Origin of the sequence: Paraburkholderia sp., assembly GCF_034668105.1 — a bacterium.
GTDB lineage: Bacteria > Pseudomonadota > Gammaproteobacteria > Burkholderiales > Burkholderiaceae > Paraburkholderia.
This window is the reverse complement of sequence record NZ_JAXDPY010000406.1, coordinates 1-13,460: the sequence shown is the minus strand read 5'-3', so window position 1 is coordinate 13,460 and position 13,460 is coordinate 1. Positions and strand designations below refer to the sequence as shown.

Here is a 13,460-nt window from a genome sequence, read left to right as displayed (position 1 = left end):
AGCAACAGAATCCTAAAAACGGGAACAGATTTATGCAAACCGACGTGCGGGGATACCAAGCCGTCTCCGTCTATTGACTTGACATAATATAAATTATCAACCACATGTCTTGTAGAGGCTAAGTTGTAATGTCCGCTTCTAGCCAAGTTCAAATGTCCGCTTTTGTGGCGCGTAAGCTGACCAGTGGCCGGTACCCCGGCGCTGGAGGCTGTGATGGCTGCGACCGAACGGATAACGATGACGATGACGATGACGATGACGATGACGATGACGATGACGATGACGATGACCGAGCTGGACCGGTTGAAGATGGTTCAGGCGATCGTTGAGATGGGACTGAAGCCCGGTCGTGCCGCCGAACGGCTTGGGCTCACCGAATGTCATGCCGTGATGCTGGCGAAGGAAATCAGTGCGGCGCTGGATGCGCGATGCCGGGCTGTGCATTCCACGCTATTCCATCCGTGATCTATGCCGGCGAGCGCCACGCGCGCGGCGCACCTGGCCTCTTTATCAGCCGGCTTCGCCCACCTCTTTCGGATCGGGCAGTTTTTCGCCGCTATTCGGCTTCGGCGGCGCCGGTTCATTCTTCAGCGAATCTTTCTGTTCGTCGCTCAACCGGCGGTCCGCAGCGGTCGGGTCGGTCTCGGTCTGACGTGGCGGCGTTGTGCGTGAGGGCTCGGTAGCCATATAAACTCCAGTTCGGTAGGTAGACTGCTGACCATCAGGTGCGTGATCCTTCCTGCAGAAGCATGCAGCGTGCCGCAGATCAGCGAACCTGCGCGGGCGCTGGCGCTTCCCGTCTGCCTCATCTGTCGCCGCGCTGATTCACGCCAGACAGATTGCATTCGCCTGAGCCTTCGGGCAAAGCGGCTGCTACGCTATATGCCGCGCGTCGATCGACTGGACGTTGCCCACGCGCCAGAGGCGTATCAGAAGTTCGCCTATTGAGGCAGTCCCGGAGACTTCGTTTGTGACTGTGAGGAGTCGACCAGCGCACTGGACGAACCGGCCCGTACTCCGTGGACACGACGGCGCGTCCTGACGGCAAGCAGAAAGCCGACGCCGCCTCCTACTTCCTGCGCGGCACCGCCGCATTCAGAAACGGATTGAAGCCGGCCGACTTTGCAGGCCGTTTCGGGCTGTCCGGGCGAGTTCGCGTGGCTGGCTGCGCACTGCCCGCCAGTTGCGCAAGCAATTCGCCGCCGTCTGCTTCATCACCCTCGTCCGGCGCGTCGCGTTTTTTTCGGGTATTGCGTCGCGGCTCATGCTGGCTGGCGTCTTCATCGGTAGCCGGTTTTGTCACCGCCTGCCCCTTGCTGATGTGCTCGACGATGACCATAAACGAATCCAACGCCGATTCCGGAACGGCGCCAGGCATCATGGTCGACACCACAATCTCGTGGAGCGAACGCCCGTCTACGGCACGGGAGGCCGGCGTGGTTTGCCAGTCGACGCCCGCCTGCGCGAAAGCGCCAATCACGCGCTCGAGCACCGCTGGTGACAGGACACCGCCGTCATACAGGCCGATAACCGCGCGTTCAGCGATGAGAAACGGCGTCGATGGGGTGCGTTTTGCCACGAGCGTCGACCTCCCCGGCTATTTCGCGATCGCTATGCGCGCGTTGACCTTGATGGGCGCGCCGTTGTCGTCGAACGGAGGCTGCGGGACGAAACTGCTTCGGTTCTGAGTTCATGACACCTCGCGTGAACACGGTTTGGTCCCGGATACCAGCAACGCGCGTACCCACTCCGTGATCGGTTATCAGTGCCCTCCCCTCCCCTCAATGACTCGCCCCCAGATAAGCCGCCTTCACCGAAGGATCGTTACGCAACTGCGCCGCCGGACCATGCGCCGCGATCCGGCCATTCTCCAGCACGTAGCCGTAATCAGCCACATTCAGCGCTGCCGCCGCAAACTGTTCAACCAGCAGCATCGTCACACCTTCGCTCTTCAGATTGCCGATAATCCGAAACACTTCCTCGACGAGAATCGGTGCGAGTCCCATCGACGGTTCGTCGAGCAGCACGATATCCGGATTCAGCATCACCGCGCGCGCCATCGCCAGCATCTGCTGCTCGCCGCCGGAGAGCGTGCCGGCCAGTTGATGCCGGCGCTCCTTCAGCCGCGGGAATAATTCGATCGCCCGCTCCAGATCCGCATTCACATCGCCGCGCGGCCTCGCCCACGTGAGACGCGGGAAAGCGCCGAGAAGCAGATTGTCGGTGACGCTCATAGTCGCGAACACGCGCCGGCCTTCCGGCGAATGCGCGAGCCCGAGCCGCGCGATGCGGTGCGAATCCAGCGCGTCGATGCGCTTCGCGTCGACGCCCGCACCCATCGTGATCTCGCCCGCGGTGGGGCGAATCATGCCGGAGATCGCGCGCATCGTCGTAGTCTTGCCCGCGCCGTTCGAGCCGATCAACGTGACGACCGACGCCTTCGGCACGTCCATCGAAATGCCATGCAGCACTTTGACCTTGCCGTAACCCGCATGCAGATTTCTGATCGATAGCATGTCTGTTCCTATGGGAAACGTGAGCGTCTTCACGCAGCTTGCCCGGCAGCCTGGCCGCCGAGATAAGCCTCGATCACTTTCTCGTTCGACTGGATGTCGGCGGGCTTGCCTTCGGCGATCTTCTGCCCGAAGTCCAGCACGGAGACGCGGTCGCACACGCTCATCACCACGTCCATGTGATGCTCGATCAGCACGACGGTAATGCCGTGATCGCGCACCTTGCGGATGATCGCGACGAGTTCCTTGATATCCGGCGCGGTGAGCCCCGCGGCGGGTTCGTCGAGCAGCAGCAGTTGCGGGTCGAGCGCAAGCGCACGCGCAATTTCAAGCAGCCGTTGCTTGCCGTACGGCAGGTTGCGCGCTTCTTCCCCGGCGACGTTTTCCAGCCCCACGAAACGCAGCATGCCGAACGCACGCTCACGAGCGGCGTGCTCTTCGCGCTTGTAGCGCGCCGACCTCAAACCCACCTCGGCGAGGTTCGTCCTGAACGTGTGATGCAAACCGACCAGCACGTTCTCGAGCGCGGTCATTTCGCCGAACAACTGGACGTTCTGAAACGTGCGCGCGATACCCGACAAAGCGATCTGCGACGACGTCTTCCCCGCGAGCGACTGGCCGCGATACGCGAGCGTGCCGGCGTTCGGTACATAGATGCCGGTGAGCACGTTCATCATCGTGCTCTTGCCGGAGCCGTTCGGTCCGATCAAGCCGTGAATCGTCCCACGCTGCACGATCAGGTCGACGTTGTTGAGTGCCTTCAGTCCGCTGAATTGCATCAGAATACCGCGCAGTTCAAGGATGTTCCCGCTCGCGTCGCCCGCACGCACCGCCTGAATCGCGTCACCGCCAATCACCGCCGGTTTCGTCGTATCGACGCTCACCGTGCGAACCCGGCCGTGCATCACGATCTTGCGCACGAATCCGACCACGCCGTCCTGCAGGTAATACACCACCAGCAGAATCATCAGCCCGAAGATCGTCAGCCGCCAGTCCGCGAGCGTATCGATCCGATATGAGAAGGCAGCGAGTCCCACCGTGCCGAGTACCGGAATCGCGACCTTGCGCGGCGCCGATACCTTGCGCGCCAGCGCCACCCCCGCGCCGATCACGACGACCGCCGCCAACGCCGAGGCGACGATGCGGAACATGTCGATATCGTCGAGCAGTTTCGGCAGCAACACGATGATCGCCGAGCCGAGCAACGCGCCGGTGCGCGTCTTGCGCCCGCCCATGATGATTGCGAGCAGGAACAGGATGGTCAGTTCGAAGTTATACGTGTTGGGCGATATGTACTGCTCCGAATACGAGTACAGACAACCGGCGAGCCCCGCGAAGCCCGCGCTGATCACGAACGCGTACACCTTGTAGCGGTACACGGAAACGCCCATGCAGTCCGACGCGATCGGACTGTCGCGCAGCGCCTCGAACGCGCGGCCCAGATGCGACTTGAGCACACGATGCACGACGATCAGCGACACCACCAGCAGCCCCGCGACGAGCCAGTAATATTCGACCTCGTTCATCGGCCGCCCGCCGATCGACGGCTTCGGAATCTTCACGCCCATCGGCCCGTTGGTCAGAAAATCCATCTCGTTGATGAGGATCTGGAGGATCGTGCCGAATGCGAGCGTCACCATCGCGAGATAGGGGCCGGACACGCGCAATGCCGGCAACGCGAGAATCGCGCCGAAGCCGGCCGTCACGAGGATCGCGAGCGGCGCGGTGACGAAGAACGGCATGCCGAGCTTGAAAAACAGCACGCCCGCCGTATAAGCGCCCACGCCGAACAATCCGGCGTGGCCGAGCGACACCTGGCCCGTATAGCCGACCACGATGTCGAGACCGAACAGCAGGATCGCGTAGATCATGATGGTCTCGACCAGATGGATGTAATACGGGTTCCCCGACAACACCGGAAACACCGCCAGCACGACCAGCGCGAGTCCCGCCGCAATGAGCTTTTTCGGATTCACGGCGCGGCCCTCACACTTTCTTGATCGAGGTCTTGCCGAACAGCCCGGCAGGTTTCAACGCCAGCACGATCAGCAGCAGCACGAGCCCGGGCACGTCTTTATAGCCGGTCGAGATGTAGAACCCGGTCGTGGTCTCCGCAATGCCGAGGATGACGCCGCCGACCACGATCCCCAACCCACTCGACAAACCGCCGATGATCGCCACCGCGAACGCCTTCAGCCCGAGCACGGCGCCCATCGTCGCGCCGGTCAGTGTGAGCGGCGCGATCAGCACGCCGGCAAAGGCGGCGGTCAGCGAAGAAAGCGCATACGAAAACGTGATCACGAGGCCGGTGTTGACGCCCATCAGCGCGGCGGCGTCGCGGTCGTTCGCGGTGGCGACCACCGCTTTACCGAAGATCGTCTTGCGGTTGAAAAACTCGACCGCCAGCATCATCACGAGGGCACCGCCTACCACCAGCAGTTCCATCGGCAGCACGTTGGCGCCGAACACCTTGACCGGCGCTTCCGGCAGCGGTGAAGGAAAGCGCAGATCGTCGCGGCCCCAGACGTTTTCCGCGACGTTCTTGAAGATGATGCCGAGCGCGATCGTCGACATGATCCAGCCGAATTCGGATTTGATCCGGATGGCGGGCCGCACCCCGATCCGTTCGACGAATGCGCCCTGCACGAGGCCGAACACGCAAACAATCGGAATCATCAGCCAGTAATTGACGCCGAGCGTGACGAGCGTGAGGCCGACCAGCGCGCCTAGCATCAGCGCGTCGCCCTGGCCGAAGTTGAGCGTGCCGGATGTGGCGAACGTAAGTTGATAGCCGAATGCGATCACGGCGTAGATCATGCCGAGCGCAATGCCGCTATAGATGAGCTGCAGAAGAATGGCCATGGTCGATCGCCCGAGGGTTCACCGCATATAACGCAAAGCCGCCCCCGCCGTCAGGCGGGCGCGGCTCACGGACAGCACGCTGCGCTTGCCCTGCGCGGCTCTTGTACCGGTTGTTGCGCCTGGCGCCGCGCTCAGTTCGTCGCCTGCTTCGTGCGCAACTGGCTGCCGCCTTTCTTGTCGGCCTCGTACGCGTAGACCACGCGACCACCCTTGACCTCACCGACCACCGGCACGTTCGGGCTGATCGCTTCGTGGTCGTCGTGCGTGAATGGCTTGTCATAAACCATCACGACGCCCTCCACCTTGCTGTTGAGGTTTTCGAGCGCGGCACGCACTTTCGGGCCGTCCGTCGAGCCGGCCTGGGTGATCGCGGCGGCCAGCAGGTAGATCGAGTCATAGCCTTGAGCGGCGGACACCGGAGAATCGATGCGGTTGTTCTTCGGCTTGAACTCTTTCAGGTAGGCGTCGATGAACGCCTTGCGCTTCGGCGTGTTCGCTTCCTGAATGAAGGTCTGCGGCATGCGCGCGCCTTCGCCGTTGGTGCTGGCATTGTCGATGTAGTTAGCCATCGAGAGTGTCCAGCTGCCGATCAGCGGCACCTTCCAGCCGAGCTTGGCCATACCGTTGGCGATCTGCGCGAGTTCAGGCCCAATGCCGTAGGTCAGCACCGCTTCCGCGCCGGCCTCTTTGGCCTTGAGCAACTGCGCGGTCATGTCGACGTCCTTGATATTGAATTTTTCGACGGCGACCGGCTTCACACCTTTGGCGGAGAGCGCTTTTTCGAGGTCTTCGCGGCCGAGCTGGCCGTAATTGGTCGAGTCGGCGAGAATCGCGACCTTCTTGAAGCCGCGTTTGGTGACGGCTTCCTCGACGATCATCGGCGCCTGAATGCGGTCGGCGGCGGCGTTGCGGAAGACGTAGTTATCGGGTTGATCGGTGAACTGCCTGGTCACGATACTGCCGGTCGCGACATTATTGAAAACGGGAATTTTGGCTTCCTGGAAGAAGCGCTGCGAGGCGAGCGCGACGCCGGTGTTGATGTAGCCCACCACCGCGACAACTTTTTCCTTGTTGATCAGTTCTTGCGCGATCTGCACGCCGCGTTCGTTCTTCGCTTCGTCGTCGCGTTCCACCAGCACGATCTGGCGGCCGAGCACGCCGCCGGCCTTGTTGATTTCAGCGGTGGCGAGGCGCACGCCGTCGCGCATGCTGACACCCATTGAAGACGACCCGCCGGTGAAAGGTCCGTCGACACCGATCTTGATCGGATCGGCCGCGTAGCCGACATTGGTAAGGGCACAAAGCGCGAGCGCACCCACTACGCTCTTCAAGCGAATTCCCATGACTGTCTCCGTAGCATGTCTCTTTTATGCCCGGGAGCCGGGTCATGGCTCTCAGGCGCGCCGACTTAACCGTTCTTTGGGAGCCTGACTGTTAATCGGTGAGCCAGTATAGAAAATGTAATGTTCCAGTAATATGAGGAGTTACCCGCTTGGTGCAATCCCGCAATCAAACGCTCGCCAGGTAAGCGGTTCGGCCGGTCCGGAATCCACGAAGAAATGACACCCCAGTTCAATGTAGTGGGAGTCCCTCTTTCCCGATGGACGGTCCTGGCGCCTTAAGTGCCGAGCGCTTTTTTCCTGGTGCCGCTGATAGGCCTTTCAATGAATATCAATCGGTTTTACATCGGCGCAAACAGGGCACTGCTCGATTCAATCCGTGTGGTGGGCACCTTCACGTTCTCGCCGAGACAATCGGCACGATATTTCAATCTGAGGCGCGCTTGCGCCAACTGGATGTCCGATGGATAGTTGTTTTCGTCGCCAGCCGACGGATCGTAGCCGACCGATTCCAGTTCGCTGAGTTCTTGCATCAGTTGAGCATGCGTGACCGGTTTGCTCAACGGCTGGAAAGGGTAGTCGTTGCATTCGGCGGCCGTCAGCTTGCCGGCTGCCGACGCCGCGCCGCTTGCCAGCAGCACGCAAAGCGCCACTGCGGATTTGCTCCAGAAGGGTTTCATGTCGTGAGTTCCTTACGCGGTGTAGTGAGAATCCAATGTTGGACCACCCGACGTATCGAACTGCAATGAAACACATGAACATTTAGTTAGCCGGATCGTGACACCTGGGTACGCCCAATGTCGACGAAGCAGGATCAGCTCGCATCCGCGTCCATGACCGTGACGTTTTCTCCCTCCCCTCCTTTGTTGATTCGATCACCTGGTCGAGCTGCAATTGGGTCAGCGCTTCCCGACGGATCGAGCCCCTCGCCAATGTCGAGGTCTGGCCGGATCTTGAGTGTCATCACCGCCCCAAGCAGCAGGAAGAGCAAGGATCCGACGAACGGCAGGCTCCAGTTTCCGGTCGCATCGATCACCGCCCCGAACACCACGGGCGAAATGATCGTGGCTAAGGCGGCACCCGTATTGAGCATGCCGCTCGCCGTGCCCGCATGGCGTTCGGCCACGTCCATCGGCACGGCCCAGATTGGCCCGATGGTCAGTTCGAGCATGAAGAAGGCGCCGGACAGGCACAGCGTCACGATGGTCAGGTCCCGGCTGATCATCACCGGAATCATGAAGACGAACGCACCCAGCAGACTGAACGCAATCACCCCCTGACGCGCGAGCTTGAGGTTGCCCGTACGCTTTAACACCCGGTCGCTCAGGAAGCCCCCAAGGACGTCGCCGACCACGCCGGCGAGAAACACGCCTGAAGAAAAGATCGCGGATTCCTTGAGATTCAGTCCGTAGCCGTGCAGGAAGAAGAGCGGCACCCAACTGAAGAACAGCGTGTTGCTCCACACCTGGCAGAAGTACACGAAGATGGTAGGCGACATGCGGTGCAGAATGCGGCGCCAGGGAGTAGCTTGACGCTCCTGCGACCGATGGACCATGCCGACCGGCAGACACGCGAGCTCTGCTTCGTTGACGCGCCGATGTGCGCGCGGATCGTCCCGGTAATACACGGTCCACACGACGATCCACACCGCCGTGAACACGCCCACGAGGATGAACGACAGCCGCCATGAATAGAGCGTGGCGAGCAACACAACCAGCGTCGGCGCCGCGGCATTGCCGAGCCGCGACGACGAATGGGTGACGCCTTGAACGAAGCCGCGGTCCTTAGTATGAAACCAGTTCGCAATGGCGCGTGCCTGAGCGGGCAGAGCCGCGCCTTCGCCGACGCCGAGCAACAAGCGCGCCGCGCACAGCGAGGCAAGACCTCCGACCATCCCCGTCGCGATGGTCGCGACAACCCATATCGAGCCGCAGATCAGCAACGTGCGGCGCGCGCCCATGCGATCGGCGAGCCAGCCGCCGATGATCTGAAAGATCGCATACGTGTAGCCGAATGCCGAGAAGGCGACGCCCAGCGTGGTGTTCGACAGGCCGAGTTCGGCTTTGATCGGTCCGGCTGCGGCCGCGAGGTTAACCCGATCGAGATACAGGATGAATGACATCGCACATAGAAGCGCGAGCACACCCTGCTGAACGTGCGTACGCGGGGAACGCGTCAATTTTGGATTCATGTCTCCTCCGGAAGATTGCCGGCTTACGCGCAGCGCGCGCAGCCAGTCTGTTTGGGTTGTGGGACAACAGAACGTGCGACGCTCAGACGGCGGCGGGCTGCCGCGATCGAACCATGCGGCAGGCGACATCGAAAGCGCGCGCCATCGCGGTGCCGCTCGCCTTGCCCTGGCCGACGATGTCGTACGCCGTGCCGTGCGCCGGGGTCGTCAACGGAATCGGCAAGCCGCCTTCCACGGTGACGCCCACGTCGAAGCCGAGCAGCTTGGTCGCGATTTGCCCCTGGTCGTGATACATCGTGACAATGCCGTCGAGCTCGCCGGCTCGCGCACGCAGAAAGATCGTGTCCGCGGGATACGGACCCGTCGAGTCAAACCCCTGCGACTTCGCGAGCGCCATACCCGGCTCGATGATGTCGCTCTCTTCGGTGCCATAGTTGCCGTGGTCGCCGTTATGCGGATTGAGCCCGCACACGCCGATCCGAGGCGCGTCGGTTCCGGACGCCCGCAGCGCTTGAGTCAGCATACGGATCGCATCGGCCACGGCGCGAGGCGACAGATGCGCGGAGACTTCCCTGAGCGGCATGTGCGAGGTGACGCGCGCCGTCCATAGCGGCTCGAGCACGTTCAGTTCGCCACAGACGCCCTGGTGATCCAGCAGCTTCGCGAACCAGCGCATTTCGTCTTCTTCCATCATGCCGCCCGCGCGCAGCGCGCTCTTGTTGAGCGGCCCGAAGCAGACGGCGTCGGCGCGCCCATCGACGACGTATTGCACGGCAAGCCGCAGCGAATCCAGCATGAAGCGGCCACTGGCCTCGCTGATGACGCCCGGTGGGAACACCGCGTCGCTGCCGGCCCAGGACGGAATATCGAGCCAGTCGGCCGCTTGCGGCAACTCGACGCCGGCGGCGGACGCACCGCGCGCGAGGGCGTCGTGATTGCCAAGCAGGGTGATATGCGCCTTCTGGCGAGTGGCGGGATCCGCCAGCAGGCGCACGATGATCTCGGCGCCGATGCCGGCGGCGTCGCCGATGCTAAGGACAATTCGAACGGGTTGCGAAGACATGGAACTCCAGCGAGAACGATGGGATCGCTACACTTTCCAGGTAGCGGTGACGCCTAAAGATAAAAAGGATCGGCGCCCAACGCCATCGCTCATTGGGCTATGCAGGTTTCGAATTCTGCGAAACCGGCGCGGCGAGGAGTTCGATCACGGACAGCGCGGAGGATGAGATCGATTCATGCGGCAAGTGGCACAGCAGGAACTGCCGCGTGGCCCACTCGCCCTCGATCGGCAGCACGCGGAAGCGCCTGCCGCCCGCCAGCACCCGGGCGACACCAAGCGGCATGACGCCGATCCCTACGCCCGCGGCAACCATGGCGGTCATGCTGTCGAAGCTGCCCACCCGGATGCGCATATGCAGGACGTGAGCGCTATGGTTCGCGAGACGGCCGAGCGCGACTGATATCGCGGAACCCTCGGTCAGGCCGATCACGTCGTAAGCGAACAGGTCATGGAGCGTGACCCGCTTGAGTTCGGCGAGCGGATGATCGGCGGTTGTCAGCACGACGAGCCGGTCCTCCCGATACTTCTGGGTCGGAAAGTCGAGGTGACCCAGCGAGGCCTCGTAGATGCCGATATCGACGACATGACGTGACAGCGCCTGCATGACGCCGTGACTGTTCAACTCCTGCAGATCGATCCGGATGCCGGGATACGTTGCATGGCATCGCTGCACATCTTGCGCGAGGAACTGAAGAACAGCCGACGTACAAGCCGCAATTTTCACGATGCCGCGATCGCCCTGGCGAAAGGCAGACGCGTCGTCGTGCATGCGCGCGGCCGAATGAATCATGCTGCGCGCGTGGGCCAGCAAGGTGCGCCCCGCGTCGGTGAGGGTCATGCCGTGAGGGCGGCGTTCGAACAGTGCCACACCGAACTGCGATTCCAGTTCGCTGATGCGCCTTGAAGCCGCCGCCGGCGCTAGCGCAAGACGGTCCGCTGCTTTGGTGACGGCGCCGAGTTCGGCTGTCGCTTCGAATAGACGGAGCGTCGTAAGATCAAAACGGAGGTTTTCAGCAGCGCGGGGCATCGGAGTGAAATCGGTGGCGGCAACGGCGTTGATTGTATCGGGCACGGCACGAAGCCGAACCGCCGCTCAGTCATTCCGTTGTTTGCCGGTGCCTAAACGTGGGCAGAGCGGCATGGGAGCGAATCCTCCATCGATGTTTCGCGAGCATTCGCGAGGACGGCGGCCCGCCCAGGCCATCGGCACACGCTCAGTTCCGCGCTCGCTCAATCGCGCTGACAGCCAGCTCGCGCGCGAGGTCGGCATACAACTCGGCCCATTTGCCGAGCAAGCCGGGATCGTCGGTGAGAAAGAGCGGATGTTCGGCCCATACGCTGACGTCCGCGTCTTTCCAGGCCATTTCGAAGATTCGCAGATCTTCGTCTTCGCTCACGCCGCGATCGACCAGTTCGCGGAACGACGCGAGCTCGCTCAACTGCATGTTCTCCGCCGGGACTTTGTGAATGGCAGCCAGTGCACTGGCCGCGCGTTGGCGGGCGTCGTCACGATCGTCGGCAAACAGGAACACGATGCTTGCTTCGTGGGCGCTGCTGAACACGGCCCGATAGAGCGAAGTTTTGCATCGAGCGCTGAGTTGCGTGCCCATGGTGACCTCGACTGCCGAAGACGGCTCGTTATCTGGACCGCTGAGTTGGCCGCTGAGGTGGCCGCTGAGTTGAGCGATGAGTTGAGCGATGGATTGAGCGCCGCCGTATTGTGCTTCGAGTCGGCGCGGTCGGTTGCGGTATCTGTCGCTGCTCCAGTACACATACATTCCGCATATGACCAGGGAGGCCAGCGAGAGAATTCCCACACCTCCAAGTACTGCCAGATCGGCGTGCGCCATTTTTTCAGGCCCCCTTTAGTCCAGCTTGTACTTCGTCTCCCTGTCCGGCGCCCTCCGGCAAATTCAGCAGAATCCGGGGCCGCCGCGTGTCGCTCTGCTCTCTTCATCGGATGGCGTAAGCCCGTCAGCGGAGAGGCGATGCCTGGAGTATCCGGCGGGGACTCTCAGCGATCAACTGGGCACACCTCTCTATTGACCAAAGCGGCTCGCTATAGGAGTCTAGTGGGCTGTAGTCGCCATACCTGAACACTCATTGAGTGAGGACTTTGGCCTTTTGAATATAAGCCTGCTGATTTTCAGCTCAGCCATGGTTCTTGTGACTTCGAGATCGCCGGGAATCGCCTTCTTCCAGTAATCAACTTCCGCATTTGCATAGTCGAACTTTGTATCGACTTTCGCACCGTCGAACGACACGCCGGCAGGCAATGTGATGGACGTGACCTAGTCGCCGGCTTCGGCACAATGGGCAGAAAGCGCATAGGTGTTGGCCCGTACGCGATGCACAAAGAGAGTGCCCGTTCCGCATGCACGGTGCGCGCCGTCACTGCAACGGGGCAGACGCCCGCTGCAATGCCGCAAAATGCGCCTCTTTCTGTTTGGCACGCTTCTCGCTTTATAACGACGGCAAGGAGCCGGCGCATCATCCGGTTCATAGACAATCTGGAAATGGACGGCTAGGGTTCCGGCCTGCTTCACGCAGGTGCTGGTCCGAGAGCTGTCGACCTCAGGCGAGGTTACACGGCGGGACAAAAGCCCGGGAGAGAACGCGATGTTTGCGCTGCTCCCTGCCGTCGCTAACCGTCCCTTCCGAGGTCAACCTCATGCGCAAGCTCGTTCGCTTTCTCGGCATCGCCGCTGTCTCCCTCGCCACCCTCGCCTCAACTTCCACATTTGCCGCAGGCCGTACCGACTTCAAGGTCTGCTGGACCATCTACGCCGGCTGGATGCCGTGGGGTCAGGCAAAGACTCAGGGCATCGTCTCCAAGTGGGCCAAAAAATACGGCATCAATGTCGATGTCGTGCAACTGAACGACTACGTCGAATCCATCAATCAGTACACCGCCGGCAAGTTTGACGGCTGCGCGATGACCAATATGGATGCGCTGACCATTCCGGCCTCGGGCGGTGTCGATTCGACTGCGCTGATCGTCAGCGACTATTCGAACGGCAACGACGGCGTGCTCATCAAGGGCAAGGGTAAGCAGATTGCCAACCTGAAGGGCCAGCAGATCAATCTGGTCCAGTTCTCCGTTTCGCACTACCTGCTCGCACGCGCCCTCGAAAGTGCGCATATGAGCGAGCGCGACCTCAAGGTGGTGAACACGTCCGATGCCGACATCGCCGGCGCGTTCGCAACGCCCGCGGTTCAGAACACGGTGACGTGGAACCCGATGCTCGCTGACCTGAAGGCACAGCCGAACGTCACCGAAGTCTTCGACTCGAGCAAGATCCCCGGCGAAATCATGGACATGATGGTGGTCAACACCAAAACCCTCCATGACAACCCTGCCCTCGGCAAGGCGCTGACGGGCGCGTGGTTCGAGATGGTCGCGCTGATGCACGCCAATGGCGCCGACAGCACCGCCGCGCTCACTGCGATGGCCAAAGCATCGGGCACCGATCTCGCGGGCTTCAGGGGCC

At 61.7% G+C, this 13,460-nt stretch carries 13 protein-coding genes and 1 riboswitch; of the genes, 2 read left to right on the top strand and 11 right to left on the bottom strand.

Translation table 11 applies throughout. From position 1 onward, the window contains the following. Positions 1–213: 213 nt before the first annotated feature. Entirely contained in the window at positions 214–465 is a 252-nt protein-coding gene (locus QOC89_RS18170) for a hypothetical protein (protein WP_323046294.1), read from the top strand. Between the two features lie 45 nt (positions 466–510). Here QOC89_RS18170 and QOC89_RS18165 read toward each other — a convergent pair whose 3' ends face one another. The 11 genes from QOC89_RS18165 to QOC89_RS18115 all read right to left on the bottom strand — a co-directional run bounded on the left by QOC89_RS18165 (position 511) and on the right by QOC89_RS18115 (position 11,579). After that, the gene (locus QOC89_RS18165) at positions 511–687 is read right to left on the bottom strand and encodes a hypothetical protein (RefSeq protein WP_323046293.1); all 177 of its coding nucleotides are present in this window, start codon (positions 685–687) and stop codon (positions 511–513) included. Between the two features lie 382 nt (positions 688–1,069). Further along, the gene (locus QOC89_RS18160) at positions 1,070–1,579 is read right to left on the bottom strand and encodes a hypothetical protein (RefSeq protein ID WP_323046292.1); all 510 of its coding nucleotides are present in this window, start codon (positions 1,577–1,579) and stop codon (positions 1,070–1,072) included. Between the two features lie 202 nt (positions 1,580–1,781). Next, the gene (locus QOC89_RS18155) at positions 1,782–2,516 is read right to left on the bottom strand and encodes an ABC transporter ATP-binding protein (protein WP_323046291.1); all 735 of its coding nucleotides are present in this window, start codon (positions 2,514–2,516) and stop codon (positions 1,782–1,784) included. Between the two features lie 29 nt (positions 2,517–2,545). Beyond that, positions 2,546–4,489: a branched-chain amino acid ABC transporter ATP-binding protein/permease gene (locus QOC89_RS18150; protein ID WP_323046290.1), complete on the bottom strand. Its 1,944-nt coding sequence runs from the start codon at positions 4,487–4,489 to the stop codon at positions 2,546–2,548. Between the two features lie 10 nt (positions 4,490–4,499). Then, positions 4,500–5,375, bottom strand: a complete 876-nt coding sequence (locus QOC89_RS18145) for a branched-chain amino acid ABC transporter permease (protein ID WP_323046289.1) — start codon at positions 5,373–5,375, stop codon at positions 4,500–4,502. 131 nt (positions 5,376–5,506) lie between these two features. Then, complete coding sequence (locus tag QOC89_RS18140; protein ID WP_323046288.1) at positions 5,507–6,718, bottom strand: ABC transporter substrate-binding protein; 1,212 nt, start codon at positions 6,716–6,718, stop codon at positions 5,507–5,509. 338 nt (positions 6,719–7,056) lie between these two features. Then, on the bottom strand, positions 7,057–7,395 hold the full coding sequence (locus tag QOC89_RS18135; RefSeq protein WP_323046287.1) for a DUF4148 domain-containing protein: 339 nt from the start codon (positions 7,393–7,395) through the stop codon (positions 7,057–7,059). A gap of 134 nt (positions 7,396–7,529) precedes the next feature. After that, complete coding sequence (locus tag QOC89_RS18130; protein ID WP_323046286.1) at positions 7,530–8,906, bottom strand: MFS transporter; 1,377 nt, start codon at positions 8,904–8,906, stop codon at positions 7,530–7,532. A gap of 82 nt (positions 8,907–8,988) precedes the next feature. Then, positions 8,989–9,969, bottom strand: coding sequence for a 4-hydroxythreonine-4-phosphate dehydrogenase PdxA (locus QOC89_RS18125; protein ID WP_323046285.1), 981 nt, complete (start codon positions 9,967–9,969; stop codon positions 8,989–8,991). A gap of 97 nt (positions 9,970–10,066) precedes the next feature. Continuing rightward, on the bottom strand, positions 10,067–10,996 hold the full coding sequence (locus QOC89_RS18120) for a LysR family transcriptional regulator (RefSeq protein WP_323046284.1): 930 nt from the start codon (positions 10,994–10,996) through the stop codon (positions 10,067–10,069). A 187-nt stretch (positions 10,997–11,183) separates the two neighbouring features. Next, positions 11,184–11,579 carry a hypothetical protein gene (locus QOC89_RS18115; RefSeq protein WP_323046283.1) on the bottom strand — a complete coding sequence of 132 codons (396 nt, stop codon included), beginning with the start codon at positions 11,577–11,579 and terminating at the stop codon, positions 11,184–11,186. Between the two features lie 903 nt (positions 11,580–12,482). Then, positions 12,483–12,582, top strand: a riboswitch (guanidine-I (ykkC/yxkD leader). 58 nt (positions 12,583–12,640) lie between these two features. Here QOC89_RS18115 and QOC89_RS18110 point away from each other — a divergent pair. Beyond that, the coding region (locus tag QOC89_RS18110) for a putative urea ABC transporter substrate-binding protein (protein ID WP_323046282.1) at positions 12,641–13,460 on the top strand (820 nt) is incomplete at its 3' end.